Below are 24,965 nucleotides of genomic sequence, written 5' to 3'. Positions count from 1 at the left end.
CCGGCGGCCGGGACCGCGATCAGCTGGTGAGGAAGTCGATCAGGGCCTGGTTGAACTCGGCGGGGTGTGAGGCGTTGATGCCGTGCGGGCCGTCCTTGATGAGCACGAGGCGGCTGCCGGCGATGGCTTCGTGGGTGCGCTTGCCGCTGTTTTCGAAGGGCACGATGGCGTCGCTGTCGCCGTGGATGACCAGGGTCGGTACGTCGATTTTGCCGAGGTCGCCGCGGAAGTCGGTGCGGCCGAAGGCGGTGATGCAGTCCAGGGTGCCCTTGGGTGAGGCGACGTGGGCGAGCTCCTGGGCGTAGCGGACCTGGGCGTCGCTGACCTTGCCGGTGGTGCCGGCGGTGAAGAAGTTGGTGGCGAAGGCGTCGACGAAGGCGATCCGGTCGGTGCTGACGCCCTGCTGGAAGGCCTGGATGGTGGCGTCGTCGAGGGCGCCGTCGGGGTTGTCCGCGCTCTTGTGGAGGTAGGGCGGGACGGCGCCGGCGAAGACGGCCTTGGCGATCCGGTCGCTGCCGTAGGTGCCGAGGTAGCGGGCCACCTCTCCCCCGCCCATGGAGAAGCCGACGAGGGTGACCTCGCGTAGGTCGAGGTGGCGCAGCAGGGCGTCGAGGTCGGCGGCGAAGGTGTCGTAGTCGTAGCCGTCCCAGGTCTGGGTGCTGTTGCCGAAGCCGCGGCGGTCGTAGGTGATGACCCGGTGGCCGGCGGCGATCAGGGCCGGGACCTGGGCTTCCCAGCTGCGGCCGGACAGGGGCCAGCCGTGGATGAGGACGACGGGGTCGCCGGTGCCGAAGTCTTCGTAGTAGAGCTCGACGCCGGTGCTGACGGTGGTGGTAGGCATGGGTTCCCCCGGGTCAGGCGATGGTGAGGGTGACGTCCACGTTGCCGCGGGTGGCGTTGCTGTAGGGGCAGAGCTGGTGGGCGGCGTCGATGAGGCTCTGGGCGGTGGCCTCGTCGAGGCCGGGGAGCTCGGCCTCGATGGCGACGGTGAGGCCGAAGCCGCCCTGCTCGCGGGGGCCGATGCCGACGTCGACGGTGATGGCGGTGTCGGTGAGGGTGATCTTCTGCGAGCTGGCGACGCGCTTGAGGGCGCTGTGGAAGCAGGCGGCGTAGCCGGCGGCGAAGAGTTGTTCGGGGTTGGTGAGGTGGCCGCCGGGGCCGCCCATCTCCTTGGGGACGGCGAGGTCGAGGTCGAGGACGCCGTCGCTGGAGCGGGTGTGTCCGCTGCGGCCGTCGCCGGTGGCGGTGGCTGATGCGGTGTAGAGCGCGGTCATGGTGCTTCTCCCCTGGTCAGGCGATGGTGGTGGTGGTTGCCGCGCCGCGGATGCGGGTGAGCAGGTGGTGCAGCTGGGTGAATTCCTCGATGGTGAGGTCGAGGGCGCAGGCGAGGCGTTGGGGCAGGTCGGCGACGCGTTGTTCGAGGGCGGTGCCGGCCGCGGTGGGGCTGATCCAGACGGTGCGTTCGTCGTCGGTGCCGCGTTCGCGTCGGATGAGGCCTTGGTGTTCGAGGCGTTTGAGCAGGGGCGACAGGGTGCCGCTGTCGAGGTGTAGGGCGGCGCCCAGGTCGCGGACGGTGAGGCGGCCGCGGTGCCAGATGACGCGTAGGGCGATGTATTGCGGGTAGGTGAGCCCGAGGGCGTCGAGGGCGGGGCGGTAGAGCCCGGTCATGGCGCGGGAGGCGGCGTGCAGGTCGAAGCAGATCATCTGCTCGAGCCCGGTGGTGGTGTCGGTGCCTGCCATGCCGAGAACAGTAGCGCACGATTCAGTTGTGCACAACTGAAGTCGTCAGCAGTTGTTGAGCCCGCTCAGGACCGCGTCGTACTCGTCGTTGTCCATGTCGAGGTCGTACTTGACCTTCACCTCGACCCACCACGTCAGGTACTGGCAGTGGATGCCGGCGTTCGGCGGCATCCAGGACGCGGGGTCCTGGTCGCCCTTCGAGCGATTGCTGGCCGGGGAGGTCGCCACCAGGTTGACCACGACGTCGTTGGCGAACACCGCCCGGTCCTCATCGGTCCACTCGTCGGCACCGGACTTCCACGCCTCGTGCAGCGGCACGATGTGGTCGATGTCGAGGCCGCTGGAATTGGTGATCGTCACGTTGTCGTACCCGGACACCCAGGTGCCGTTGGCCGTCTCGCAGCCGTTCACCGCGCCGAGGGACCTGTCGCGGATCTTGGTCCACTTGTCGGCGGTGCAGTTCGGCCCGCCCGGCTGGCCGTTGGGCGGGCCGACGATGCGCCAATGCGGGAAACGGGCCCGGCTGTAGCCGGCGGTGTCGAACTCGTCCTGCAGGTTGCCGGCGAGCCGCAGGTCACTCCATTGCTGCCGCGCCTCGGCGGCGCTGGGCGGGCTGCCCGGCCCGTAGGCGAGCGCGTCACGGAGAACGGCGAAGGTCCCCGCGGTGGTCACGGTGGCGACGATCAACGCCAGCGCCGAGCGTCGCGTGCCGCGGCGGCGCCAGAACGAAACCTTGTCCTTGTTTGACATGGGTCCTACCTCCACTTGTCGAAAGCTGTCGAGAACGGGAAAAGGGGCTCAGGCGCCGAGCGCTGTTTGCAGGGCGTGCTTGTACGCGTCGTAGCCCTTGGCGTTGGGGTGATAGGAGTCGCCGGTGGACGTGAGGTTGTCCTTGGGCTCGGTGAGGTACGGGTCCGGCCCACAGATGCCGTGCCCGTCGAACTGTGGTTGCACGTCGATGAACTGGATCTTTCCGCCGACGTCGGCGACCGCGGCGTGGATGGCCTGGCTGAGTTCCTCGGCCGCGTCGTTCATTTCCCTGCGTTTTTCCGGGCTGGGATTGAAGACCTTCTCGACGATGGAGCAGGTGCCCTGCTCGTCGAAGAGTTTCGGATAGCCGAGCACTTTCAGCCGGGCGTTCGGCGCCTGGGACAGGATGGTCGTGTAGGTGTCCTGCAGCTTCTTGGGCAGGTCGTCGCGCAGGATCTGCAACGACTGGTTGATCTTGCCCTGGCAGTCGGGGAACAGGACGAGCGGATTGGCGCATTCGGCCATCGCGTCGGCGAATTTGATGTCGTTGCCGCCGATGGTCAGCGACACCAGGCTGGTCTCGGGTCCCAGCGCCGCCCACTGCCGCTGCAGGACCTCGGTCGTGGTCGCCCCGCTGCACGCGGCGAAGGTGAAGGACTCGATGAAGCCCTCCGCCTTGCCGAACTCGGTGGCCAGCAGGGCCGGGTAGGACTTGGTGGAGCGCTTGCAGTCGCTGATGTAGTCGACGTTGCTCGGCGGTTTGATGACCGTGAGCGTGTCCACCGGGGGGATCGTGGCGGCGTTGCTCAGGTACGGCGAGGCCCCGACGCCGGCGGAGTACGAGTCGCCGAGGGCGACGTAGGTGTCCCCGACGGTCGCGGCGCCGGCGTAGAAGGGGATGACCAGCGCCGCGGCTACCGCCGTGGCGGCGGTAGCCGCACCGGCCAGCCACCGTTTCCGCGATCGCCGGCCGGTGGTGGTGAAACGGGCAGGGAACATGGTGGGTCCTCTCCGCGGGAACGACATATCTGGGAAAGCTGCGTCCGAGCTTGGCGAATTGGCTGCCACCCGCGTAGTGGCAAATGTCCCGGGGCGGCGATTTTCGGATCCGGGACAGCTGCCCCTGTCCGACCCGGCCGGCCGCTCCTACGGTCGTCGTCATGCTGAGAAATGGACGCGCCGTCGCCGGATTCACTTTCCTACTGGCGGCAGGCGGCGGATTCGCCCTGATGAGCAATGGCCTGGCGGCCGCCGACACCACGAAGGGAGAGATCTCCGTGCAGTGCCGATACAGCGTTTTCGAGGATCCGGAGCAGTCCGGCCAGGAGGCGAGGGGCGAAGTCGTCAATTTCGACCAGCGGGTGCCGATAACCGTCGACGACAACGGCCAGATCATCCGCTCCAGCCAGGTTTACGACCTGGACGTGGCGGGCTCCGGCGTGGGCCCCTCGTCGTTCTACGTCAGCTGCGACATCGGCAGCGATGTGGCCGACAGCCATTGGGTCTCCGGCACCATCGCCCGCCTCTACCGGGCCCCGGCGGGGCCCGGGGACAGCTGCGGGGCGGGCCAGGGCCGGATCGAGGAGTATGCGGAGGTGGCGGTGTCCAGCGCCGCCGCCATACCGATGACGCTCTACGAGAACTCGCTGCCCCGGGACCTTCCGGGCTGCGACGACAACCTGGCCCGGATCAGCCTGAAGGTCGAGATCCTCGCCTAGTTCGCGGTCCGGGGCGGGTCGAGGTGCACGACCAGCGGGCGGTGGTCGGAGATGGCGACCGCCGGGGTGCGCACCTGCAGGACCGGGCCGAGCGGGCCGGCGCCGCGCGGGTCGGCCAGGATGTGGTCGAGCTGGGCACGCGGGGACGGGCTGGGGTAGGTCGGCCTGCGGGCCAGCGACCGCCAGCCGGAGAAGGCGCGGACCGGGCCGGAGGGCATGTTGAGGTCGCCGAGCAGAACCCGGGGCGCGGGCAGCCCGCGCAGGGCGCGGACGGCGGCGCGCAACTGGCGTACGTTCCAGCCGGGCACGAACGACAGGTGGGTGTTGGCCACGGTCATCGGGCCGGTGGGGGCGTCGATGACCGCGGCGATCAGGATGCGGGGTTCGTCCTTGAGCATCGTCAGCCGCCCGCGGGGCCCGGGGATCCACACCGGCGAGCGGACCGGGGCGGCGGGCAGTTGGGTGATCTGCCAGCGCCGCACGGGCCAGCGGCTGACCAGGGCGATGCCGTACAGCGGGTGGGCGTTGTCGTCGTCGGAGCGCCACGGCTGCCAGGTCTCGCCGGGGGTGCCGACGACGGCGGCGGCGAAGCGGTGCGCGGGCGCGCCCAGGGCCTCGGCGGCGATGGCGGTGAGGTCGAGCAGGCCACTGCGGGGCTGGGCGCGGTCGACCTCCTGCAGGCCGAGGACGTCGGCGTCCAGGTCGGCCACCGCCGCGGCGACGCGGTCGGCGTGTACCTTGCCGTCAGACAGGGATCTACCGTGCAGCAGGTTGAAGGTGGCCAGGCGCACGGGGTAAGACCTTAGCGGGATCAAGGAGTGGTGGCGGTGTTCAAAGCGGTCTGCTGTGCGGCGACGGTGTTCGTGATCCTGGGCTCTTTGGGGCTGTGGTTGCGGCGTAGCCGTGGCCGCGGCTGATCTTTGCCGCGACAATGGGCGCCATGACCGACGACGATCTCATCAAAGCGCTCGAGGAGCACGAGCAGCGCCTGACGTTCGCCCGGTTCGACAACGCGGACGCCTGGCATCTGGGCAGCCTGCTGGTCGATCTGGCGACCACCCGGGACCTGCCGGTGGCGGTGGACATCCGCCGCGGCACGCAGCAGCTGTTCCACGCGGCGCTGCCGGGCAGCACGGCCGACAACGACGTGTGGATCGCCCGGAAGGTGCGGGTGGTGGAGCGTTTCGCCGCGTCGTCGTACCTGGTGGGCCGGCGGCTGGCGGCCAAGGGCGACGCGCTGGACGCGAAGTACGGAGTGGACCCGGCGCAGTATGCCGCGCACGGCGGGGCGTTCCCGGTGCGGGTGCCGGACGTCGGGGTGGTCGGGGTGGTGACGGTGTCGGGGCTGCCGCAGGCCGACGATCACGCCCTGGTGGTCGAGGCGATCGAGACCTTTCTGGACCTGTGAGGCCCGCCGGGCCGCTGCGCCGGCGGCCCGGCGACCGGATACGCTTTCCGCCATGTTCCGCAATGTCGAGCGCGGCGCCGGTGAGCGCGGCCTGACCACGGCGTGAGCACGCCCGAGCCCGTCGCGGGCCTGACGCTGCGGGCCTGGCGCGACGGCGATGCGGGCGCGCTGATCGCCGCCGCCGGCGACCCGCTGCTGCACCGCTGGACGAGGGTGCGCGCCGCCGGGCCCGCCGAGGCGCAGCAGTGGCTCGACGTGCAGCACACCGGCTGGCGGGTGGGAGACCGGTACAGCTTCGCCGTGCTGGACGACGGCGGGACATTGCTCGGCAACGTCGCGTTGAAACGGCCCGACCCGGCCGCCGACGACGCCGAGGTCGGCTACTGGACCGCCGCGTACGCCCGCGGCCGCGGGATCGCCCCGCGGGCGCTCGGGTCGCTGACCCGGTGGGCGTTCGCGACCTTCCCCGGCGTGCTGCGCCTGCGGCTGCTGCACCAGATCGACAACACCGGCTCCTGCCGGGTCGCCGCCAAGAGCGGGTACGCCTACGAGCAGACCCTCCGCGCCCGGGATCCGTATCCGCGGGAAGGTCATCTGCACGTGTGCCGGCGGCCGTCGTAGAGGCACGCCAAGCTACCGCTGGGTAGAGCCTGTGGGGCCACGGCCATTCGACATACGGTGGGTTGTGGTGCTGCGCGACCCCGGCTTTGGGCAACTCGAACGGCGGATTTCCCCCGGTGGTGTGCGGTGGTGAGGTGCGGGCAGGGCGAGACGGAGCCGATGCTGGGTGTCGTGCGTCACCGCCAGGGACACCCCGCGAAGGAGAGATGTGAGCAAAGTCGCCGTACTGCAAGGGCTGGGCACCGTGGTGCCGGGCCGCACGGTTTCCAACGCCGAACTGGTGCCGGCCCTCGGCGTCAGCGACGAGTGGATCCGCCGGCGCACCGGCATCGCCCAACGCCGGGTCGTGGACCCGGGCACCACCACGGCGGACCTGGCCACCACCGCGGGCCGCAACGCGCTCAAGTCGGCGCAGACCGACGCCGTGGACGCGGTCGTGGTGGCCACCACCACACCCGACCGGATGAGCCCGGCCACCGCCCCGGAGGTCGCCTGGCGGGTCGGGGTCGCCCCGGCCGCCGCGTTCGACGTCGGCGCGGTGTGCAGCGGCTTCGTCTACGGCCTGGCCACCTGCGCCGGGCTGATCGCGGCCGGGATCGCCGAGCGGGTGCTGCTGATCGGCGCGGAGACCAACTCGTACTTCCTGCAGCACACCCCGGAGACCCGCGGCCCGGCGATCCTGTTCGGCGACGGCGCCGGGGCGGTCGTGCTGCGCGCCGGCGAGGCCGGTGAGCCCGGGGCGATCGGCCCGTTCGACCTGGGCAGCGACGGCGACGCCGCGGACCTGATCCGGATCGAGGCCGGCGGGTGCCGCCAGCGGGCCCGGTCCGAGCCCGGCGACCCGTACTGGGCGATCTCCGGCCAGGAGGTCTACCGGCGGGCGGTCGAGCACATGACCGCGTCGTCGCTGCGGGTGCTCGCCGCCGCCGGGTTCGCCGTCGCCGACGTGGACCGGTTCGTGGCCCACCAGGCCAACCAGCGGATCCTGGACCGGGTCGCGGAGCAGATCGGGGTGGCCGACGACCGGCGGATCGGCAACGTGGCCACGGTCGGCAACACCGGCGCCGCGTCGATCCCGCTCGCGCTGGGCGACGCCTGCCGCGCCGAGCAGCTGCGGGCCGGGCACCGGCTGCTGATGACGTCGTTCGGCGGCGGCCTGACCTGGGGCTCGGCGATGCTGACCTGGCCGCACGTGGACGTGGTCGCCACCGAGCAGTGAGCGGCCGGGCCACCGCGGCAGCCGCGCTTGGATAGGTTGGCGCGATGCCTACCGACAAGATCGACGCAGCTGCCGCCGGGACCTGGACGCTGGGCGGGCACACCGTACGGCGGCTCGGGTTCGGGTCGATGCGCCTGACGGCCGATCCGGACCCGGCGCCGGCCGTCCAGGTGCTGCGGCGCGCGGTGGAGCTCGGCGTCAACCACATCGACACCGCCGCGTTCTACGTCTCCCCCGGCGGGACCCTGGGCGTCGGCACCGGCGCCAAGCGGTACGCCACCGAGCTGATCCGGGCGGCGCTGCGGCCGTACCCGGAGGACCTGCTGCTCGCCACCAAGGTCGGCCCGAGCGAGCAGGGGTGGGCGCGCAGCGCCGCGCAGCTGCGCGAGCAGGTCGAGGAGAACCTGCGCCGGCTCGGCCGCGACCACCTCGACCTGGTCAACCTGCGGCTGCGCGGTCCGGAGCACGGCAGCTGCGCCGAGCAGTTCGCCGCCCTGGCCGCGCTGCGCGAGCGGGGCCTGATCCGGCACCTGGGCCTGTCGGCGGCGACGCTCGCGCACGTCGACGAGGCGCAGGCGATCGCCCCGGTCGTCTGCGTGCAGAACAGCTACGGCCTGGACTACCGCCGCGGCCACGACGAGCTGGTGCGGGCCTGCGGCGAGCGCGGCATCGCGTTCGTCCCGTTCTTCACCCTCGCGGGCGACGCCCGCGAGCAGGGCGCGGGCGCGGAGACCAACGCGGCGGTGGATGCGGTCGCGGCCGCGCACGGGGCGACCTCCCAGCAGGTACGGCTGGCGTGGGCCCTGCACCAGGGCCGGCACGTGCTGGTGATCCCGGGTACGAGCAGCGTGGCGCACCTGCGGGACAACGTGGCCGCGGCGGCGTTGGTGCTTACCCCGGCGCAGCTGGCGACGCTGGGGTAAGCACCAGCCTTGATCACCAGGTGACGGCCGCCGCCCAGCTGAGCAGTTCGGTCCGGGCGGCGGTCAGGGTCGCCGCGGTGATCGGGGTGGTGCCGTCGGCGTTGACGACCAGGGCCACGTGCACTGTTCCGGCGGCGGCGACAGGCGGGGTCAGAAGCAGGCGGCGGGCGGCGGTCGCCCCGGGCTCGGTGGCCACGGCGATCGGGCCGGTGGCCGCGACGCCGAGCACGGCGCCGAGGTCGCTGACCACCACGGTACGGGCGGACGGGAACGCCCCGGGCAGGTGCAGTTCGGTGGGGGCGCCCGGCGGGGTGGCCGGTTCCCGCCAGACCAGGACGCCGTACTGACGGCCGTTGACCAGGGCGGCGATCGTGGGCAGCCGGGACGGCACGGTCATCCAAGCCTGCTGGCGTCCCGCTCCCGCATAGCCCTCGCGCGCCAGATCCTCGTACCCGAAAGCAAGGGTCCGGCCGGCGACGGCCGTGGGATAGAGGCGGTCCAGGACCCGCCGGTCCAGGCGCAGCGCGCCGTTGGCGATGACCGAATGGTCCTCGCCGTTCCAGCCGTCGCCGGTGGTCCGCACCTTGTCCGGATTGCCGTTCATCAGCTCGCGGTGCTTGCCGCTGTAGATGTCCCAGTGCCACTGCGTGCCGGAGAGCACGCCACCGGCGTTCGCGGCGTTGTTCCAGAAGGTGCCGCCGGACAACCGCGAGTCGAGGCCCTGGTACATGGCACGGACCATCCAGGGCGTACGCCCGCTGCTGCCGGTGCCGGAGAGCGCGTTGCCGAATTCGGACACGAAGGCGGCGGTGCCGAGCGCGGCGGCCCGGTCCCGGATGCGGTTCATCGCCGAGGTGTACGTGCCGTCGCCGGCCGCGCTCGGGTCGAGGGTCATCCGCGCGCCGTCGTAGTAATGGCTGTTGAACACGTAGCGCGGGCCGAGCGCCGGGATCGTGGACAGGCCGCCGGCCTCGCCGAACGTGGTGTTCCAGAAGACCAGGGGCTCGGCGTAGAGCGGGCGGTCGGCCCAGCCGGTCTCGTCCATGACCGCGCGGAACCGCTGGTAGAACGGCAGCAGATAGGTAGCCTCCCAGGTGGTGCCGGCCGCGCCGTCGAGGCCGCCGTCGAACGGCTCGTTGAACGGATCGACGCCGAGCATCATCGGGTACGCCACCCGGCTCCTCAGGTAGCTGAGCGCGCCGCGTGCCTGCAGGAGATAGGCGTCCTGGATGTCGCGCCGGTGCCAGAAGTCGTACGCGGCCTCCCGCACCGCGTTGTTGGTGAGCATGTTCTGCCCCCAGAGGATGCAGATGCCACACGACTCGGTGGGATAGTCGCCGAGGTCGATCACCCACTGCGGGGCGCCGTCGCCGGTGTACCAGCTGCCCTGGTTGAACAGGTGCGAGGAGTAGAGGTCCTGGTGCCAGTCGAGCAGCACCCGGATGCCGCGGTCGGTGAACTGGCGGATCTGCGCGGCGGCGCGGTCCAGATAGGCGGTGTCGATCCGGTTCGCGGCCGGCTGCACCCCCTCCCAGCTGATCAGGAAGCGGACCGCGTTCGCCCCGGTCAGCTCGCGCATGGCCGCCGCCGAGGTGGCGGCGTCCGCGGTGCTGCGGAACGGGAGCAGGCCGTTCTCGTACAGTTTCGCGCTGCCGGAGACATTGAATCCGCGCAGCGTGATCTCGCGTCCGTAGGCGTCGGTGAGGAGAGGTGCGGCGGCCGCGGCCGCCGGCGCGGGCTGCGCGGAGAAGACCGCCGGCAGCCCCACCAGGATAAATACGAGGAGCGCTCGCATTACCATCATGAATCGATAGTAATCACTTGGTCACGTTCGGTGAAGTGGCCGTCCGGAGGACCTCCCCGCCATGGCGCCGGCCAGGTCGGAGGTCAAGGCAGGTAGAAGGTGAGCAGGTCCGCGCGTACCGGCGGGAACCGCCCTTGAGGAACATCGGAACGAGAAGTAACGCTAGCGATGATCTTGACGGGAGGGGTTTGCCCGACTGTTACGGCGTTTGCAGAAACGGTCAGATTGCCAGCGCGTTGAGAACGGCCGCCGTGGCCGCGATGAGGAACACGACGGTGTCGGCTGCGACTCCGCCGGCCCAGACTTGTCCCGCCTGTCGGCGGGTGGTGATGGCGCCGATCATCAGGGCTACGACGCCGATCGCGGCGGCGAGGCCGGTCACCGGGATTCAGATCCCGGTGACCAGTCCGATCACCGCCAGCATCTCTAGGCCGCCGATGAGCTTCCACCGACCGGCCGGAACGTTCAGCGAGTCCCTGATCGCGTGTGAGGACGCCACACCGGTGAGCTTGCCTGCGCCGGTAGCGAGCACCAGCAGGGCCTGCAGAATGTTCAGGACGATGCGGACGGCTGCCATGGCCGGCTATTTGCCTTCGGCTTCGCGCGAGACGGGGGCCCACGCGGCCCATTCGTCGAGGCGCCGCTGGTACAGGTGCGAGGCGATCGCGAGCGGCTGCTCGCCGAAGAACACGCGCAGTGGCGCCTTCTCGGCGTCGACGATCTTGAGGATCGCGGACCCGAACCCCACGGGCTTGGGGCTGCCACCGGCCATCTGCGCGGCCATGCCCTCGTGCAGGGGCGCGTACTGGGGCTGGGCGTCGGCGAAGACCGCTGAGGCGCCGCTCCAGTCGGTGTCGAAACCGCCGGGCTCGACGAGGGTGACCTTGATGCCGAACCCGCTGACCTCCTGAGCCAGGGCCTCGGTCAGACCTTCGAGCGCCCATTTGGAGGCGTGGTAGCCCCCGAGCGACGGGAAGGCTGCGACCCCGCCGATGGTGGAGATCTGAATGATGTGCCCGGAGTTCTGCTCGCGCAGGACCGGCAGGACGGCCTGGGTGACGTGGAAGACACCGAACAGATTCGTCTCGAGCTGGTCCCGCAGCTGCTGCTCGGTGATCTCCTCGACCGTGCCGAACAGCCCATAGCCGGCGTTGTTGACTACGACGTCGAGGCGACCGAACCGCCTATGCGCTGCGGCGACCGCCTTGAAGACCTGCTCACGGTCGGTCACGTCGACTTGCAGGGGAAGGACGGCATCACCGTACTTGGCCACCAGGTCGCTCAAGGTGTCGGTGTTGCGTGCTGTGGCAGCCACCTGGTCCCCGCGGTCGAGTGCTCCCTCGACGAACTGCCGTCCGAACCCCTTGGACGACCCGGTGACGAACCAGACCTTGCTCATGGCAGATTCCTTTCCGAGGCGGGCGTATTGCGGCTGAAGCCGCTGGTCAGAACCGGTCTGACCGCCTGCGCCTCCACCACGGTACACCAAACTTAGACTCCGTCTAATGATCGACGGCGTCCACCACAGCTAGGATCAGCGGGAAGAGGTGACACGATGAGCTTGCGAGAACAAAAGAAGCTGGCCGCATGGCGAGCCATCCGGGCCGCCGCACTGCGACTGTTCGACCAGCGCGGCTACGAAGCCGTCAGCGTCGAGCAGATCGCCGCCGCCGCGAACGTCTCCCGCGCGACGTTCTTTAACTACTTCGCCAGCAAGGAAGCCGCCGTCTTCGACCAGGACCCCGAAGAACGCGACCACTGGCGCGCGCTCATGAACGCGCGCCCCGCCGATGAGCCGCTGTGGGACTCGCTGACCGCGATCATGATTGGCTTCAACGAACGCCTCGCCGACCGGATGCCCCTGCAGCGCCGGCTCAAAGCGCAGTCACCCGCGCTCGCCCAGTCGGCCCAGGATCTCGGCGAGCAGTTCCGCACCGACCTGCGTGACTGGGTCGCCACCCGCACCAGTGGTATGGACCCTCTCGCGGCCGCGCTGCAGTTCAACCTCGCCTTCGCCGCAGTCTCGACGGCCTACCAAACCTGGCCGGCCGACGAGTCCTTCGACCAATACCTACGACGACTCCAGCGCTGCCTGGATCAAGCCGGCGCCGGCCCTGCCACCAAAACGAACTGACATGCCCATCGGCGTTGTCGTTCGCTGCGCCAGCCCGCCGCCTCAGCAGCTTGAGACCGGGCCGTCACCACTCGACGCTGCGCTACCCGGGGACAGAAGGCTGATCAGCGCACCTCACTCACCTATGGAGACTGGGGTGCGCTGGTTGCTTCACCCCGCCGCGGAGCAGTCCTCACGATCACATCAAGCGCACCGGTGTGTTGGGGGACACCTGAGATTCCTCGTGTACGGACATGCCTGAGTGCCAAATGTCGCGATCACAGCAGGTGACGAAATGTGCCCCCGACGCCAGCCAGCGGCCCTCTGCGACGCACCGAGCCGAGCCCTTCCCAGCGACCCGGGATCCACCCGAACCACGAGATTCGATGGCAAGCCGACCCGCACCGCAGGCGCGCCAGCGCCGAGGAGCGGAAGCGGCGCGGCAGGACTCACCGCGCCCACGACCTAAGCCGGCAGCGCCCCGCAGGAGCGTCGCCACGGCCGTCCGTGACTCCTCGCTCGGTCACTACAGCGAGCGACGAGGTGTCCGCCTGGAGGGGGCGAAGCTGTCCGCCAGCATGGAGGGCAATGTCCGCCAAAAGGGATATTGCCGTGTCCGCTGTCACCGGTGGTCGACCGCGTCGGCCGGGGGCGGCCAGCGGGGCCGCGATCTGGTCGAGATCGGCGGGCGTGCCGGTGCGCAGCACCCATCCGCCCGGCAACAGCCCGCTCACGCAGCCCACCCGTCTCCTGGATTCTGGCCGGTCCCGAAAGGCGCGGCGGTGCCGGGTCAGTCGGCCCGGGCGGCGAGCTTGCGGCCACGCTTGCCGAGCGGAACCTGCGACATGTCGGCGGCCTGCGAGCTGAGATTCTTGAAGCCGTAGCCACGCGCGGTCAGATACGCCGCCGCGGTGGTCTCGGCCCGGCTCACCGCGGCCGGGATGTCCTGCTCACGCTCGACGGTCTCGGCCACGCGGAAGGTGAAGAACGGCCGGGCCGCGATGTCGTAGGTCAGCGACCCCTCGGCGGTGAACGCGGCGAACGAGACGTCGTGCTCGGCGGCATGGGCCAGCAGCTCGGCGCGCTGATCGGCGGTGAGCCCGTCGAAGGCGCCACGGACGGTGACCCGGATGGTGCGTTGGTCCATCCGGCGACCGTAGCGGGCCGCCGGGGCGGGCTCCACCGGTTTACCGCCCGCTCACCGCTTCGGCGGGGAGCCTGGCGCGGCGGGTCACCGCTTCGGCGGGGAATACGGCAGCGGCGGGTCGTTCTGCGGGCCGAACGCGGTCAGGAACTTGTCCCGGAAGTCGTTCATCGGCCAGACCGGCGCCTGCGGGGCGGGCTCAAGCCCGGCGTTCCAGCCCCAGCCGGCGATCCTGTCCAGGACTGCCGGGTCGCGGGTCACCATGGAGATCGGCACGTCGTGGCTCGCCGTGGCGCCGACCACGATCGGGGCCGGCTGGTGGTCGCCGAGCATGACCAGGACCAGGTTGTCGTCGCCGTACTCGCGCACCCAGGAGACCACGCTGTCGATCGAGTATTTGACGGAGGTGGCGTAGGCCTCGCGGACGGCCACGGCGTCCTTCCACACCTCGCCGGCCGACTTGGCGCCGCGCTGCTGCGCGGTGTAGATCGAACCGTCGCCGATGTCGTCCCAGTCGACCAGGGCCGGGATCGGCGCCCACGGGGTGTGGCTGGACACGAAGGTGACCTCGGCCATCAGCGGGTCCCGGCCGGGCTTGGTGTATTCCTGGTCGGTGAACGACTTGAGGGTGAACTGGTCGGGCATCGTCGCCCAGCTGAACGACGGCCCGTGATAGCCCAGGGTGTGCGAATCGTAGATGCGGTCGAAGTCGTAGAACCGGCCCTCCGGCCACGCGTAGGTGATGCCGGGCTCGACGCCGATGGTCTGCCACGCCGAGGACCCCCCGTCCGGCCGCCCCGCCGCCGCCCTTGACAGGACTGAAGCCTTGCTGAACGCGCTGGTCAGCGTCAGCCGTTCGCCGGAGACCAGGCTGCGATAGCGCTGCTGATTGTTGATCCACACGCCGGAATGGAAGGTGGCGTGGGCCAGCCAGCTGCCGCCGCCGGTCGTCGGTGAGGTGAGGAAGCCGCTGCGGGCGGAGAAGCCGTCGGCGGTGAGCTGCCGGGTGCCGTCGGCCAGGGTCGCGTCGACGCGCCGGTTCAGTTTCGGATCCTCGATCGCCGAGCGCCCGTAGCTCTCGATGAAGGTGAACACCACGTCCTTGCCGCGCAGCCCGGTCAGCAGCTGCTCGGCGGGCACGTCACGGAACGCGTCGTCGGCGGCCTCGGCGGCGAACTCGCGCCGGTCCTGCAGCGCGGCGGGGACCTTCAGGACGTTGTCGTGGGCCAGCACGGCCGCGCTGTCGGAGGCGACATAAACCGTCGGCACGAACGACGTGCCCAGCAGGGCGCAGGCCAGCCAGACCAGCGAGGTCGCGGCGACGCCGCGGGTGCTGACCCGACGGTGCGCGGCGGCGACCGCGGCCAGCCGGCGCACGGCCAGCGTCATCAGGGCCGGCACGCCGGCGGCGAGCAGGATCGCCCCGGCGATCGCGGCGATGGCGGCGGGCCGGCCGAACGAGTCCTTGACGAAGCGGTAGGCGTCGGCGAACAGCGGCCAGTCCAGCACCGGGTCGAACTGCCGGGCCAGGATCGTGTAGAAGCCCATGTCGATGACCTTGATGATGGTCAGCAGCCCGAGGACGGCGCCGAGCACTCCGGCGACGATGCCGCGGGCCCGGGCCGGCAGCACGATCAGCAGGGCCAGGGCGGCCAGGGCCTCGATGGGGATGCGCACGAACGCGGCCGGGACCGACGAGCCGGCCGGCAGGCGGGTGATCTGATCCGGCACGACCAGGGCGAGGAAGACCAGCACCGCGGCCAGCACGGTGAGCACCCCGGCGGCGACGCGACGCCGGCGGCTCACGCCAGCCGGCGACTGCGGCGTGCGACGGAAGCGCGTGAAGTACGACAAACCGACGATCCTTACCCGCTGCGGTGGAGCCCCCTGACGATCCCGAACTGTACCCACCATCCCTGACAGTTCCCGGCCGGCGCGGTCAGGGTCGCATCGCCGACAGGACCGGCGTCCCCCACCCGGGCGAATCAGTCACCAGGACGAGGATGGAGAGTGCTGTCGTCCCCTCGGCGGTAGACCTCCCCGGCGGCCGGGTCAGCGCAGGCGAAACCCCTTTGCCGGGTGCGTGGCTGTGGTCGTACCGTCGGATCCATGATTTTCGGGTTGGTGACGACGACGCCGGGATGTCCCGGCGAGGCATCGCGCTGACCTGATCCCAGCGACGACGCGGCTCCGGGCATCCGCCCGGGGCCGCGTCGGTTGTTCCTGGTGGGTGCCGGCCGCCTATCCAGGAGGCACCCCATGAGCATCGACCACCGCCGGCTCGGCCGCGAGCTCGACATCTTCGACTCCGACCCGCTGATCGGCGCCGGGCTGCCGTTCTGGCTGCCGGCCGGCGCCGCCGCGCGCTACGAGGTGGAGTCCTACCTACGTGAACTCGAGCGGCGCGCCGGCTACCAGCACGTCTACTCCCCCGTGCTGGGCAAACGCCAGATGTTCGAATTGTCCGGGCATTGGCGCAACTTCGCCGACGACATGTTCCCGCCCATGGACCTCGGCGACGACCTGGTGCTGCGGCCCAGCCTGTGCCCGCACCACGCGCTGATCTTCAAGTCGCGGCAACGGTCGTACCGTGATCTGCCGCTGCGGATCGCCGAGCTCGGCGGCATGTACCGGGCGGAACGCTCCGGCGTGCTCGGCGGCCTGTCCCGGGTCCGCGCGATCTGGCTCAACGACGCGCACATCTTCTGCCCGGTCTCCCAGGTCGGCCAGGAGGTCGCCGCCGTGCTGGACCTGATGCGCCAGGCGCACGCTGCGCTGGGCCTGCGGGTCTCGTCATACCAGCTGTCGCTGCGCGGACGCGGCGGCAAGTACGTCGGCGCGGACGCCGCGTGGGCGCAGGCCGAACGGCTGCTGCGGGAGGCGCTTGAGGCCGCCGAGGTGCCCTACCGGGCGGTCGAGGGCGAGGCCGCGTTCTACGGCCCGAAGATCGACGTGCAGCTCGCCGACCCGGCCGGCCGCGAGTCGACCCTGGCGACCATCCAGATCGACTTCCACCAGCCGGCCCAGTTCGGCCTCTCCTACACCGACGCCTCCGGCGCCGGGGCGCAGCCGGTGATGGTGCACCGCAGCCTGGTCGGCTCCATGGAACGGCTGTTCGCCAGCCTGCTGGAGGTCCACGCCGGGTCGTTGCCGGTCTGGTACGCCCCGGTGCAGATCAGTGCCGTGCCGATCGGCGCCGACCAGCACAAGGCCGCCGACGCCTTCGCCGCCGCGGCGATCGAGGCGGGCCTGCGCGCGGAGGTCGACCGGGACTCCTCGGTCGGTGCGCGGATCCGCGACGCCGCCCGGCGGAAGATTCCCTACGTCGCGGTGATCGGGCCGCGAGAGGCACCGGAGGGGAAGGTGGCGATGCGGCTGCGGGACGGGCGGCGGCTGGCGGCGATGCCCGGTGCGGAGGCGATCGAGCTGGTCAGGGCGGTTTCGGCGGCGCGCATCCAGGAACTGCTGCCGGCGGGCGGGCTGCACGACGTTCACCCGGCCGGCTAGAGCCTCGCCGGCCGGGGGCGCGCGCTCCCGGCCGGCGTGGTGCTCAATCCGTGCCGAGGACGTTGTCGAGGTGGGCCGCGAGCGCGGACCGCAGGTCTTCGGGCGCGGTCTGCTGCCCGTCGATCAGGTGCGCCACCAGGTCGGCGCGGATGGCGACCGCGGCGATGTCGTCCGCGTCGACGAACCCGACGCGCCCCGAGCCTGAGGCCGTCCGGATGGCGCCGTCCTCGCGGATGCGGCGGGCGTGCGGGGTGCAGCCGATGAAGTTCCGCATGAACCATGAGGGCCGCAGCACCGTCCACCGCGTGAACAGGCCGGGCAGCGCCTGGTGGCCCTGGCCCACCGCCGGGCCGCGGCCCAGGTCGCCGAGTTGTTCCAGTCGAAGCGGACGGCCTCCGCGCCCGCCACCGGGGGTGGCGCTTCGGCTGGCGGCCTTGACGCGGCGGTGCCTGGCGATCGGACCGCTAGTCCGTTTCGCGAATCCCGATCATCCGAAGTGGTAGCTCAGGTTCACCGCCAGCGCGGCCACCGCCGTGACCAGGAAGACGGCCCCTCCCACGAGCTGGCGGGAACCCACTCGCAGGTGCGCGAGCAGCGCGCCGACGAAGTACAGCACCAGGCCGCCGGCGGCGAGCGCCCCCAGCAGCGGCACGGCGAAGCCGGCCAGCAGACCCGAGGAACCCGCCGCGAGCAACACGCCCAGGACCGGCACCCACGACCGGGGTATGCGCTTCATGTCCGCCTGGGTCTTGGGATAGTCGTGGCCGATCAGGTAGGTGACGGCGGCGATCCCGGTGAAGACCGAGGCGATGATGGTGACCGTGAGGTAGGCAGCGAACATGAGCCGTCCTTCGTGGTTGTTTGCCTCAAGGACGAGCCGGCCCCGCGAGATGTGACGAGCCGCTGCCGCTGCCGCTGCCGCGAAAGTCGCTGCCGGTTGGCGCAGCACGCCTCCGCCCGGGGCATGGCCAGTGAGCTGGGCCTGGTCTTCTACGGCCGCGTTCCGGTGGAATCCCTGAAGCTCAACGGCGACCGGCTCATCGCCCGGGATCCGGACGCGTAGCCGCGGCCAGCTGCCGCGCCAGCTGATCCACGCCGCGCCTGATCAGCTGGGCGTACTCGTCGTCGCCGAGCGCGCCCATCCCGGCCTGCGCCTGCCGCAGGTGGTCCCGGGCACGGTCGAGATCGCCGAGCTTGCGATAGCACTCAGCCAGGTTGGCGTGCAACGACGGATACAGACCGGCCACCGGCAGCATCACCCCGGCCCGCGCCGCCCGGGCGTCCGTGAGCCGGCCGGCCGCCGTCAGCGCTCGCTGGTCCCAGGCCAGTTCCTCGTGGACGTCGTCCTGCACATCAGCCATCGCGTGCGCGAGAACGCAGACGTGCAGCGGATCCCCCTGCTCCCCGCCGATCTCGTCCCAGAGCCGCGCGAACAAGTGGCGAGCATCCGTACGCCGATCTCGACCATGGTGCAGCTGCACCCCCTCGCCGATCCGGGCGAGCACGGGATCGGTGATCATCGGCGGCTCCCTTCACCCCCGTTCAAGCTAGGACACGTGCTGCACGGCCACCACCCCGGGCATCGCCATCATCTCGGCGGCCAGTCCGCCGAACAGGCCAGGGCTGGCCAGCTCGACGGTCCAGTGCCCGGGTGGTCCAGTGCCCGGGCAGCCCCTCGGCGACCTCGTCGTCGATCCGGCCGTGCTCGCAGTACGCAGCCGCGAACCCGGGAGCCCCGTAAAGGGCTACAGCGCTCCCTGCCCCGTCGCCGCGGTGATCGCGTCTGACAGGTCGCCGACGGTTTTCAGGTCGAGGAAAGTCCCGTAGTCGAGGGTGATGCGGTAGCCGTCCTCGATCGCGGCGAGCAGTTCGACCTCCTGCATACTGCTGCGGCCGAGGTCAGTGAAATCTCTCTCTCGCGCGATGAGGACGGGGTCGACTTCGAGGATCTGGGCGATCAGGTTGGTGAGTCCGGCGGGGACCGGCTGGTCGGTGATCATTTCTCTCCTTCGAGGTGTGGGGCCAGCGGGCGAGCCTCGACGTCGCGGACACACCGTTGGACGAGGTCTTTCTGCCGCAGATCGGCGGCATTGAACCGATCCGGTAAGGCGTGCCGATAGGTCACGTACCAGTCCCGCTCGCGCAGAAGGTCCAGTTTCCGCGGGTCGCGGCTGTCGTCTCCTTTGCTGTGCGGTCCGAGCCGCTCTGTGCGGCACTCCACGACGAGCGGCCGAGACTGTTTGCGTACGCGGGCGATCGGCTCGGTGAGTAGGTTGCGAATCGCCGTCACGTCGGTCCCGTCTATCGACTCGTAGTCGATGCCGAAGCCGTGGACTCGGCCGGCGATGGTCCCGGCCAGGTTTGCTGATGTCGGCGTCGACTGGGCGATGCCGTTGTTCTCGACGATCATAAGGAGCGGTAACTGCCAGAGCGCCGCCATGTTGAGACCTTCGTACACGGCTCCCTCGCCCCAGGTGCCGTCGCCGATGTGCACAACCGCCAGCCGTCCGGGTTCCCTGCGTTTGAGGTGCAGTGCGACGCCGACCGCAATCGGGACGCTCTGGCCTTGGACCCCGGTCGTCAGGAACCGCTCCCGCAGGATGTGTTGGCTGCCGCCGACGCCTTGGCAGACGGCGCCCGAGCGTCCCATGATTTCGGCGAGTAGGCCGTGCGGATCTGCGAACCGGGCTAGGTAGTGACCGTGTCCGCGGTGGTTACTGAAGACGTAGTCCTTGTCATCGAGTAGCGGCTTCAGCGCGACCGGGAGGTGCTCCTGACCCAGGCACGTGTGCGTGGTGCCGGTGACCTGCCCCCGGTCGAACAAGTCGAGCAGGGCCAGTTCGAAATGCCTGATCATCAGCAGCAGGTCGAGGTCTGCATCGGCAAGTACGGGCCGCGCAGTCAGGACGGACGATTTCGTCACGAGATATCTCCAGTGAGCGTGCGGAGTTGCTCAGGGGACTCGAGAGCGGTCTTGAGCTCCCCGAGGAACAGCGCTGCATCCCGCCCATTGATCAGGCGGTGGTCGTAGGACAAACCGAGGTAGGCGACCTGGCGGCGAGCGAGGCCGCCATCGACGTCCAGGTCGGGCACCGAGTGCGTCGCGCCGAGCGCGAGCATGCATGACAGTCCGGGCGGCACGATCGGCTGTGCGAGCAGCACCTCACCGGCCGGAAGCGAGAGCGCGATGGTGGCGCCGCTGAGGTCGGCGGCGGTGAGCCGTTGCCGCACGGCCTTACCGCGGTAGGCCGTCATTGCACGGGCGATCGTGGCAGGTGACGTCAGATCCGCTCCACCAACGACCGGGATGGTAAGGCCATGGCCGACGTCGATGGTGACGCCAACCCTTGCCTCACCAGCCAGTGTGGCGGTGCCGTTGTCATGCGCGGCGGCGAAGAACAGCGGGAACCGCTCGGTGAGGTCGGCGATGCAGCGGATCAGCAACTCCGGGAGGCGCACCGGCACCTTCTCACGTGCGGCGTACAGGCGTAACGCGTCAAGTGCGTCATCGATAGCCACAGACACCAAGGCGTACGCTGCCGGAATAGTCCGGTGCGATGCTGTGACGACCTCTGCGACCGCGAGCTGCGCCCGGCCGAGCTGGTGCGTACGCCGTTCGTCTTTCGCCAGCAGCCGCCGGACGTCAGCGGTGCCGATCACCTTCTTGCCGGTGGTGCGCAGGTCGCCGATATCGATCCCGTACTGGTCGATCAGCTCGCGGGCGGGTTCGGTGATGAGCAGATCCGCCAGGACGTCGCCGCTCGACTCTGCCGGAGGTTCCACGGCGAGAAAGCGCTGTCGTTCCTGCTCATCCGGGAACAAATGACCGATCACCTCGCCGGGCCGGCATTCCTGCGACTCCGCGATGCGGCGTTGCAGGACACCACCCGTCTCGATGGTCAGTTCCTCCGCAGTCTTGGAGGTCTCCACCACCGCGATCTCCGCATCGGCGGGAACAGCATCTCCATCGGCGAAATGCCAGGTGGTCAGCACGTAGCCGGCGTCGTTGCTGTTCAGCTTCGGAACGGTGATCTCATGCATCGACGGTCTCCAGGATGGCTCGGTACACGGTCTCGGTCTGGACGAGAACCTCGTTCTCCAGGTGCCGGGCTGCCGGGATGACGCTGTCCCGCGACGTGACGAGCCGGATCGGCCGGGTCAACCGACCCCACAACAGCGGATAGATCGCTGCGGCGACCTCGGCGCCCCAGCCGCCGCCGGACGTCCCCTCCTCGACCACGACCACCCGGCCCGCCCGGGCCAGAACCGGAGGCAACGACTGCGCGTCGAAGGGGTACAGCTGGGCGGGGACGATGATCTGGCACACGATTTCGTGACGCAGCAGCAACTGGCGGGCGGCAGCCAGCACTCGGCTCGTCAGGCCGCCCGGCGCGATCACCACCACGTCGGCGTCCTCGGGATCCTCGACGAACAGCCGCGCATACCCGTCCGGAGAGGCCGGGAAGTCATACGAGAAAAGCTCGTCGACCACCCCGTCCGAGTAGGTCCGCTCGGTGTAGAGCACCTTGTTCTCGAACAACACACGGGGCTCGCCATCGGCTAGCAGCCGGTGGAGCAGTGCGGTGTTGTCATGGAACGGGGAGACCTCGAAGAGACCCAAATGCGGCACCCCGATGAGGTGCTTCTGCGGACTTTGGCTGTGCGTTGGCCCGTACCCGCGATTTCCGCCGACAGGGCAGCGGATCACGGCATGCATCGGCACGCGTCGGCCGTACATCCCGACGGACTTGCTGAGAAAGTTCAGGATCGGGTCGAAAGCGAGGCTGACGAAGTCGCCGAACATCATCTCCACGATCGGGCGGTCGCCGCTGAGCGCTAGGCCGCCGGCCACGCCGACGATGCCCGCCTCACTGATGGGTGTAGTCATTACCTGGCCCGGGAAACGGGTCGACAACCCCTTGGTGATTTTGAAAGCACCACCGTACGGGTCTGCGATGTCCTCGCCGAGCACGCACACCCGCGGGTCCCTGGCCAATGCCACGTGGAGTGCCCGGTTCAGGTTCTCCGCCACCCGCTCCGCCCGAGAGACATCCACTGTCAATCCTCCACCTGTCGTCTATCGCCGTCTCGATCATGGCGTTGCGAAGCGGCCGCTTCCGGAGGCGTGCGACCTGAACATCAAGGGCCGTTGGTCCCGAACACCGCGTATCGGGCGGCGCGGGACTGCGAGGGTCCAGCTCGGACCGACGGCCGAATAGCCATCCGGACCAGCTGCCGGCGAACCAACCCAAGCTGCACGGCGGCCGACAGTTCCCGGTGGCTACTCGACCTGGCTGACGCTTCGAGCCGGGCGCGGGCGCGCCGCAAGGCCCTTCGCCAACTTGGATGAGAACTCGCCACGAGCCCGCCACCTACCCGGCGCGCTCGCCAGTCTCGCTGAGACTCGACACGGCCCACCATCCGTCCGCAGCCCACCAGGGTAATTACTGTATTGCGATTATCAGTAATCCAATAATCCTGGACGGCTTGAGAAACGGACAAAACGCCACTACATCATAATGACAGTTATGGTGTAGTGGTGGTGGGCCTAGCGGTCGCTGAGAACCGTCTGATGCCTCCGCTACCGCGCAGCGCCTGGGGTTGGACGGTGGCCGCGGTGTCCGGACTCAGCGAAGCTGGCGGATTCTCAGGCGTCGCGTAGCCGTCGCAGCGGATTCTCATCCGGTGCGGGGTCGGACCGGGTCTTGCAGCCCATCTGGGCGAGTCTCAATGGATCAGTGGTGGTTCGAGCATGGACGGGTCCAAGCGGGTCGGTCGTGCGGGCGATTTACGAGCTGCGCTACAAGGGCATCTGGGTTGTCGGTGCGGGTTTCTCCCGCAGTAGCGGGCCGAGTGTTCCGGCGGGGTAGATGACGCCTCGGCCGGCAAGATCCATCGCCGTGGCGGCGGCTTCGAGCATCGCTACCTGCCGGTCCCAGTCCAGGGCCTCGTAGGGCACCCACTGGCCGCTCGATGCAGTCCCAGATCCGCACCAGCGTCTCCTTGTCCGCCTTCCAGCGCAGGAACGAGATCGGGGTGTTGATCTCGTCAAGCACCGTCCGCACCAGCCGGAACCACACACCGACGTGAGCGGTGCGCCTTCGTGGGTACGCCGGCCCATGACCAGGACTGCCGCGCTGGTGGAAAAATGGTCGCGGGCTCGGGGGCGCCCCGGTAGTGCCGCACGGCGATGCCGGCGGGCAGCAGGAGGCATCCGTGTCCGGGGCAGCTGACCATGATCAGCAGCGGGCCTACTCAGTCACCGCAGATCCAGAGATAGCCGCGCGCCCGGGTCGCCTCCTCGATGAGCGCCCCCAGCGTCTGCACGTCGGCCCGGAGCTCCAGTTTGCGGCTCGCGATCTCGTCCAGCTCCGCGGTCAGCTGTGGCAGCTGGATCAGGTTGATCATGGTGTCGCCGTAGGAATCGATCCTCGACACCAGGTGGTGCCGTTCCCGGTCGCTCGCCGCCACCAGGCGTTCCAGCGAGGAGCTCGCTTCCGCGCCGGCATAGCGTCGCTCGTGCACCTGGTTCTCGACATATACCCCGAGCCCCACCGCTGCGCCTCCCTCACGAAATGGCCGTGCACACCCCGGCCGGCCAACCTTACGGTCGTCGACGCTCAGTCCTTGCCGGGAATCGGGTACATCGTTCGCACGCCGCCCCACCTGTCCTGAACCACCATGTAACAACGAGCAGGACGCCGCGCTGCCGGTGAGCTGGCGGCTGATTCAGCGCGCGCGGCGGTAGTGCATGGCCACCGCGCCGTTGCGGAGCGGTTCCGCCGAGAGCAGCTCGAGCTGGCGCGTGCCGGGCAGCCCGCTCTGGTACAGCGTCGGGCCGTGGCCGGCGATCCTGGGATGAACGAGCAGCTGGTACTCGTCGATCAGGTCAAGCCGGTCGAGCTCGGTCGCGAGCTTGCCGCTTCCGAGGAGTACCCCGTCCGGGGTCGCGTCCTTGAGCGTCTGCACGCCGTCGCGCAGATCACCGGCGATGTGGTAGCTGTTCGCCCACGAGTAGTCCTTGCGCGTCGCCGACACCACGTACTTGGGTTTGGCCTCCAGCTTGACCGCCCACTCGCGGATGGCCGGCGGCGCTTTCTCGTCGCCGCGGGCGACGGCCGGCCAGTAGCTTTCCATCATCTCGTAGGTGACGCGACCCCACAGCATTGCCCCGCCCTCGTCCATGAGACGGGTGAAGAAGGCGTGCGTCTCGTCGTCGGCGATCCCCTCCTGGTGGTCGACGCAACCGTCCAGGGTGAGGTTGAGGCTGAAGGTGAGCAGTCCCATGGCCGGCGACTCTACGCCACTACACCGTCGCAGCCAGGCGGGCGTCGCCAGGTGCACGTCGGGAAGTGGTCGGCGGCGTCGCGGCAGAACACCCTGGCCACCGCGCTGAAGGAGTGGGGGACGCTGCGACGCACGATCCACTCGGCGAAGTACCTGTCGGATCCGGTGTATTCGAGACGATCTACGTGTGCGGCGCCCGGGCCGGCGAGGTGTGCGGCCTGTACGTCGAGGACCTGGATCTGCGCCTGGACGACGAGCACGTACGCATCCACGGCAAGGGCGGCACCGTACGCACCGTACTGCTCGACGACCGCGGCTACGTCGCCGTGCTCAAGCTGTACCTGCTCAAGCTGTACCTGCAACGCACCAGATACCAGAACGGGCCGCTGTTCCGCGCCAGCATCAACGGCTCCGGCGGACCGCTGTCCTACGACGCCGCCCAGCACCGCTGGACCCGCTACTGCGCCGCCGCCGGGGTCGACATCGACATCCACCAGTTGCGCCACGCCCACGCCACCGAACTGATCAACGCCGGGGTGTCCATCGAAGCCGTCCGCCGCAGGCTCGGGCACGCCTCCACCGAAACCACCCAGCTGTACGCCCTGCTCAACGACAAAGTCGCCGACGACGAGATCCGCGCCGCCCGGCGCCGCGCTCGGGCACGAGGCTGACCGCCTACGCCGCAAGGTCTACGGGCCGGCTGACCCCATCCAACCCGCAATCAAAATGAA

At 69.8% G+C, this 24,965-nt stretch carries 30 protein-coding genes; 9 read left to right on the top strand and 21 right to left on the bottom strand.

What is annotated here, in order from left to right:
- Positions 1 to 19: 19 nt before the first annotated feature.
- From DMB66_RS07880 to DMB66_RS07860, 5 genes are read right to left on the bottom strand one after another with little or no spacing between them, the layout of a single operon-like run.
- Entirely contained in the window at positions 20 to 841 is an 822-nt protein-coding gene (locus DMB66_RS07880) for an alpha/beta fold hydrolase (protein ID WP_125803358.1), read from the bottom strand.
- A 13-nt stretch (positions 842 to 854) separates the two neighbouring features.
- The gene (locus tag DMB66_RS07875) at positions 855 to 1,274 is read right to left on the bottom strand and encodes an organic hydroperoxide resistance protein (RefSeq protein ID WP_125803357.1); all 420 of its coding nucleotides are present in this window, start codon (positions 1,272 to 1,274) and stop codon (positions 855 to 857) included.
- A 16-nt stretch (positions 1,275 to 1,290) separates the two neighbouring features.
- The gene (locus DMB66_RS07870) at positions 1,291 to 1,740 is read right to left on the bottom strand and encodes a MarR family winged helix-turn-helix transcriptional regulator (protein ID WP_233624375.1); all 450 of its coding nucleotides are present in this window, start codon (positions 1,738 to 1,740) and stop codon (positions 1,291 to 1,293) included.
- A 45-nt stretch (positions 1,741 to 1,785) separates the two neighbouring features.
- Complete coding sequence (locus tag DMB66_RS07865) at positions 1,786 to 2,490, bottom strand: HNH endonuclease family protein (protein ID WP_125803356.1); 705 nt, start codon at positions 2,488 to 2,490, stop codon at positions 1,786 to 1,788.
- Between the two features lie 48 nt (positions 2,491 to 2,538).
- The gene (locus tag DMB66_RS07860) at positions 2,539 to 3,489 is read right to left on the bottom strand and encodes an SGNH/GDSL hydrolase family protein (protein ID WP_158647166.1); all 951 of its coding nucleotides are present in this window, start codon (positions 3,487 to 3,489) and stop codon (positions 2,539 to 2,541) included.
- Between the two features lie 161 nt (positions 3,490 to 3,650).
- On the opposite strand from DMB66_RS07860, the gene DMB66_RS07855 reads away from it, so the two are divergent.
- Positions 3,651 to 4,208: a hypothetical protein gene (locus DMB66_RS07855; RefSeq protein WP_125803354.1), complete on the top strand. Its 558-nt coding sequence runs from the start codon at positions 3,651 to 3,653 to the stop codon at positions 4,206 to 4,208.
- On the opposite strand, the gene DMB66_RS07850 is transcribed toward DMB66_RS07855, so the two are convergent.
- Complete coding sequence (locus DMB66_RS07850; RefSeq protein ID WP_125803353.1) at positions 4,205 to 4,999, bottom strand: endonuclease/exonuclease/phosphatase family protein; 795 nt, start codon at positions 4,997 to 4,999, stop codon at positions 4,205 to 4,207. The genes DMB66_RS07855 and DMB66_RS07850 overlap by 4 nt on opposite strands.
- A gap of 149 nt (positions 5,000 to 5,148) precedes the next feature.
- Here DMB66_RS07850 and DMB66_RS07845 point away from each other — a divergent pair, with 149 nt between their 5' ends.
- The 4 genes from DMB66_RS07845 (at position 5,149) to DMB66_RS07830 (ending at position 8,379) form a co-directional block, all read left to right on the top strand.
- On the top strand, positions 5,149 to 5,616 hold the full coding sequence (locus tag DMB66_RS07845) for a heme-degrading domain-containing protein (protein ID WP_125803352.1): 468 nt from the start codon (positions 5,149 to 5,151) through the stop codon (positions 5,614 to 5,616).
- 102 nt (positions 5,617 to 5,718) lie between these two features.
- A complete protein-coding gene (locus tag DMB66_RS07840) occupies positions 5,719 to 6,237 on the top strand; it encodes a GNAT family N-acetyltransferase (RefSeq protein ID WP_125803351.1) in 519 nt (172 codons plus the stop codon).
- Between the two features lie 208 nt (positions 6,238 to 6,445).
- Positions 6,446 to 7,456 (top strand): beta-ketoacyl-ACP synthase 3, encoded by a 1,011-nt coding sequence (locus DMB66_RS07835; RefSeq protein WP_125803350.1) that lies wholly within the window; start codon positions 6,446 to 6,448, stop codon positions 7,454 to 7,456.
- A gap of 44 nt (positions 7,457 to 7,500) precedes the next feature.
- Positions 7,501 to 8,379 (top strand): aldo/keto reductase, encoded by an 879-nt coding sequence (locus DMB66_RS07830; protein ID WP_125803349.1) that lies wholly within the window; start codon positions 7,501 to 7,503, stop codon positions 8,377 to 8,379.
- Positions 8,380 to 8,392: 13 nt separating this feature from the next.
- Here DMB66_RS07830 and DMB66_RS07825 read toward each other — a convergent pair whose 3' ends face one another.
- The 4 genes from DMB66_RS07825 to DMB66_RS07815 form a co-directional block, all read right to left on the bottom strand.
- On the bottom strand, positions 8,393 to 10,183 hold the full coding sequence (locus tag DMB66_RS07825) for a cellulase family glycosylhydrolase (protein ID WP_125803348.1): 1,791 nt from the start codon (positions 10,181 to 10,183) through the stop codon (positions 8,393 to 8,395).
- 220 nt (positions 10,184 to 10,403) lie between these two features.
- Positions 10,404 to 10,565: a hypothetical protein gene (locus DMB66_RS61045; protein ID WP_158647165.1), complete on the bottom strand. Its 162-nt coding sequence runs from the start codon at positions 10,563 to 10,565 to the stop codon at positions 10,404 to 10,406.
- Between the two features lie 6 nt (positions 10,566 to 10,571).
- Positions 10,572 to 10,760: a DoxX family protein gene (locus DMB66_RS07820; RefSeq protein ID WP_125803347.1), complete on the bottom strand. Its 189-nt coding sequence runs from the start codon at positions 10,758 to 10,760 to the stop codon at positions 10,572 to 10,574.
- Between the two features lie 6 nt (positions 10,761 to 10,766).
- On the bottom strand, positions 10,767 to 11,669 hold the full coding sequence (locus DMB66_RS07815; RefSeq protein WP_233624382.1) for an SDR family oxidoreductase: 903 nt from the start codon (positions 11,667 to 11,669) through the stop codon (positions 10,767 to 10,769).
- A 69-nt stretch (positions 11,670 to 11,738) separates the two neighbouring features.
- Here DMB66_RS07815 and DMB66_RS07810 point away from each other — a divergent pair, with 69 nt between their 5' ends.
- Positions 11,739 to 12,317 (top strand): TetR/AcrR family transcriptional regulator, encoded by a 579-nt coding sequence (locus tag DMB66_RS07810; protein WP_125803346.1) that lies wholly within the window; start codon positions 11,739 to 11,741, stop codon positions 12,315 to 12,317.
- Between the two features lie 769 nt (positions 12,318 to 13,086).
- Here the strand turns inward: DMB66_RS07810 and DMB66_RS07805 are convergent.
- Complete coding sequence (locus DMB66_RS07805) at positions 13,087 to 13,443, bottom strand: DUF6204 family protein (protein WP_125803345.1); 357 nt, start codon at positions 13,441 to 13,443, stop codon at positions 13,087 to 13,089.
- Positions 13,444 to 13,527: 84 nt separating this feature from the next.
- Positions 13,528 to 15,294, bottom strand: a complete 1,767-nt coding sequence (locus tag DMB66_RS07800; RefSeq protein WP_233624374.1) for a sulfatase — start codon at positions 15,292 to 15,294, stop codon at positions 13,528 to 13,530.
- Between the two features lie 405 nt (positions 15,295 to 15,699).
- On the opposite strand from DMB66_RS07800, the gene thrS reads away from it, so the two are divergent.
- Entirely contained in the window at positions 15,700 to 16,947 is a 1,248-nt protein-coding gene (gene thrS, locus DMB66_RS07795) for a threonine--tRNA ligase (RefSeq protein ID WP_125803344.1), read from the top strand.
- A gap of 43 nt (positions 16,948 to 16,990) precedes the next feature.
- On the opposite strand, the gene DMB66_RS07790 is transcribed toward thrS, so the two are convergent.
- Both DMB66_RS07790 and DMB66_RS07785 read right to left on the bottom strand, forming a co-directional pair.
- Entirely contained in the window at positions 16,991 to 17,290 is a 300-nt protein-coding gene (locus DMB66_RS07790; protein ID WP_199752110.1) for a hypothetical protein, read from the bottom strand.
- A gap of 144 nt (positions 17,291 to 17,434) precedes the next feature.
- Entirely contained in the window at positions 17,435 to 17,788 is a 354-nt protein-coding gene (locus tag DMB66_RS07785) for a DoxX family protein (protein WP_125803343.1), read from the bottom strand.
- 96 nt (positions 17,789 to 17,884) lie between these two features.
- On the opposite strand from DMB66_RS07785, the gene DMB66_RS65190 reads away from it, so the two are divergent.
- Positions 17,885 to 18,010, top strand: a complete 126-nt coding sequence (locus DMB66_RS65190) for a hypothetical protein (RefSeq protein WP_255440431.1) — start codon at positions 17,885 to 17,887, stop codon at positions 18,008 to 18,010.
- On the opposite strand, the gene DMB66_RS07780 is transcribed toward DMB66_RS65190, so the two are convergent.
- The 7 genes from DMB66_RS07780 to DMB66_RS07750 all read right to left on the bottom strand — a co-directional run bounded on the left by DMB66_RS07780 (position 17,985) and on the right by DMB66_RS07750 (position 24,234).
- Positions 17,985 to 18,467: a tetratricopeptide repeat protein gene (locus tag DMB66_RS07780; RefSeq protein WP_125803342.1), complete on the bottom strand. Its 483-nt coding sequence runs from the start codon at positions 18,465 to 18,467 to the stop codon at positions 17,985 to 17,987. The genes DMB66_RS65190 and DMB66_RS07780 overlap by 26 nt on opposite strands.
- A gap of 225 nt (positions 18,468 to 18,692) precedes the next feature.
- Positions 18,693 to 18,947, bottom strand: a complete 255-nt coding sequence (locus tag DMB66_RS07775; protein WP_125803341.1) for an acyl carrier protein — start codon at positions 18,945 to 18,947, stop codon at positions 18,693 to 18,695.
- Positions 18,944 to 19,870, bottom strand: coding sequence for a thiamine pyrophosphate-dependent dehydrogenase E1 component subunit alpha (locus tag DMB66_RS07770; protein WP_233624373.1), 927 nt, complete (start codon positions 19,868 to 19,870; stop codon positions 18,944 to 18,946). Before DMB66_RS07770 ends, DMB66_RS07775 begins: the two co-directional genes overlap by 4 nt.
- The gene (locus DMB66_RS07765; RefSeq protein WP_125803340.1) at positions 19,867 to 20,988 is read right to left on the bottom strand and encodes a 2-oxo acid dehydrogenase subunit E2; all 1,122 of its coding nucleotides are present in this window, start codon (positions 20,986 to 20,988) and stop codon (positions 19,867 to 19,869) included. The genes DMB66_RS07770 and DMB66_RS07765 overlap by 4 nt, the downstream gene beginning before the upstream one ends.
- Positions 20,981 to 22,003, bottom strand: a complete 1,023-nt coding sequence (locus DMB66_RS07760; RefSeq protein ID WP_199752122.1) for an alpha-ketoacid dehydrogenase subunit beta — start codon at positions 22,001 to 22,003, stop codon at positions 20,981 to 20,983. Before DMB66_RS07760 ends, DMB66_RS07765 begins: the two co-directional genes overlap by 8 nt.
- A 1,199-nt stretch (positions 22,004 to 23,202) precedes the next feature.
- Complete coding sequence (locus DMB66_RS07755; protein WP_125803339.1) at positions 23,203 to 23,502, bottom strand: hypothetical protein; 300 nt, start codon at positions 23,500 to 23,502, stop codon at positions 23,203 to 23,205.
- 174 nt (positions 23,503 to 23,676) lie between these two features.
- Entirely contained in the window at positions 23,677 to 24,234 is a 558-nt protein-coding gene (locus DMB66_RS07750; RefSeq protein ID WP_125803338.1) for a dihydrofolate reductase family protein, read from the bottom strand.
- A 113-nt stretch (positions 24,235 to 24,347) separates the two neighbouring features.
- Between DMB66_RS07750 and DMB66_RS07740 the strand changes: the two genes are divergently transcribed.
- On the top strand, positions 24,348 to 24,905 hold the full coding sequence (locus tag DMB66_RS07740; RefSeq protein WP_233624372.1) for a site-specific integrase: 558 nt from the start codon (positions 24,348 to 24,350) through the stop codon (positions 24,903 to 24,905).
- Positions 24,906 to 24,965 lie beyond the last annotated feature (60 nt).

It is taken from the genome of Actinoplanes sp. ATCC 53533, from assembly GCF_003947245.1.
Note: the sequence above shows the minus strand (reverse complement) of the source record. Positions and strands in the feature narration are given on the sequence as shown.

Coding starts and splice junctions, on each gene's coding strand:
- DMB66_RS07880 (WP_125803358.1), bottom strand. CDS start 841: ATGCCTACCACCACCGTCAGCACCGGCGTCGAGCTCTACTACGAAGAC.
- DMB66_RS07875 (WP_125803357.1), bottom strand. CDS start 1,274: ATGACCGCGCTCTACACCGCATCAGCCACCGCCACCGGCGACGGCCGC.
- DMB66_RS07870 (WP_233624375.1), bottom strand. CDS start 1,740: ATGGCAGGCACCGACACCACCACCGGGCTCGAGCAGATGATCTGCTTC.
- DMB66_RS07865 (WP_125803356.1), bottom strand. CDS start 2,490: ATGTCAAACAAGGACAAGGTTTCGTTCTGGCGCCGCCGCGGCACGCGA.
- DMB66_RS07860 (WP_158647166.1), bottom strand. CDS start 3,489: ATGTTCCCTGCCCGTTTCACCACCACCGGCCGGCGATCGCGGAAACGG.
- DMB66_RS07855 (WP_125803354.1), top strand. CDS start 3,651: ATGCTGAGAAATGGACGCGCCGTCGCCGGATTCACTTTCCTACTGGCG.
- DMB66_RS07845 (WP_125803352.1), top strand. CDS start 5,149: ATGACCGACGACGATCTCATCAAAGCGCTCGAGGAGCACGAGCAGCGC.
- DMB66_RS07830 (WP_125803349.1), top strand. CDS start 7,501: ATGCCTACCGACAAGATCGACGCAGCTGCCGCCGGGACCTGGACGCTG.
- DMB66_RS07825 (WP_125803348.1), bottom strand. CDS start 10,183: ATGATGGTAATGCGAGCGCTCCTCGTATTTATCCTGGTGGGGCTGCCG.
- DMB66_RS07820 (WP_125803347.1), bottom strand. CDS start 10,760: ATGGCAGCCGTCCGCATCGTCCTGAACATTCTGCAGGCCCTGCTGGTG.
- DMB66_RS07810 (WP_125803346.1), top strand. CDS start 11,739: ATGAGCTTGCGAGAACAAAAGAAGCTGGCCGCATGGCGAGCCATCCGG.
- DMB66_RS07805 (WP_125803345.1), bottom strand. CDS start 13,443: ATGGACCAACGCACCATCCGGGTCACCGTCCGTGGCGCCTTCGACGGG.
- thrS (WP_125803344.1), top strand. CDS start 15,700: ATGAGCATCGACCACCGCCGGCTCGGCCGCGAGCTCGACATCTTCGAC.
- DMB66_RS07785 (WP_125803343.1), bottom strand. CDS start 17,788: ATGTTCGCTGCCTACCTCACGGTCACCATCATCGCCTCGGTCTTCACC.
- DMB66_RS07780 (WP_125803342.1), bottom strand. CDS start 18,467: ATGATCACCGATCCCGTGCTCGCCCGGATCGGCGAGGGGGTGCAGCTG.
- DMB66_RS07775 (WP_125803341.1), bottom strand. CDS start 18,947: ATGATCACCGACCAGCCGGTCCCCGCCGGACTCACCAACCTGATCGCC.
- DMB66_RS07765 (WP_125803340.1), bottom strand. CDS start 20,988: ATGCATGAGATCACCGTTCCGAAGCTGAACAGCAACGACGCCGGCTAC.
- DMB66_RS07750 (WP_125803338.1), bottom strand. CDS start 24,234: ATGGGACTGCTCACCTTCAGCCTCAACCTCACCCTGGACGGTTGCGTC.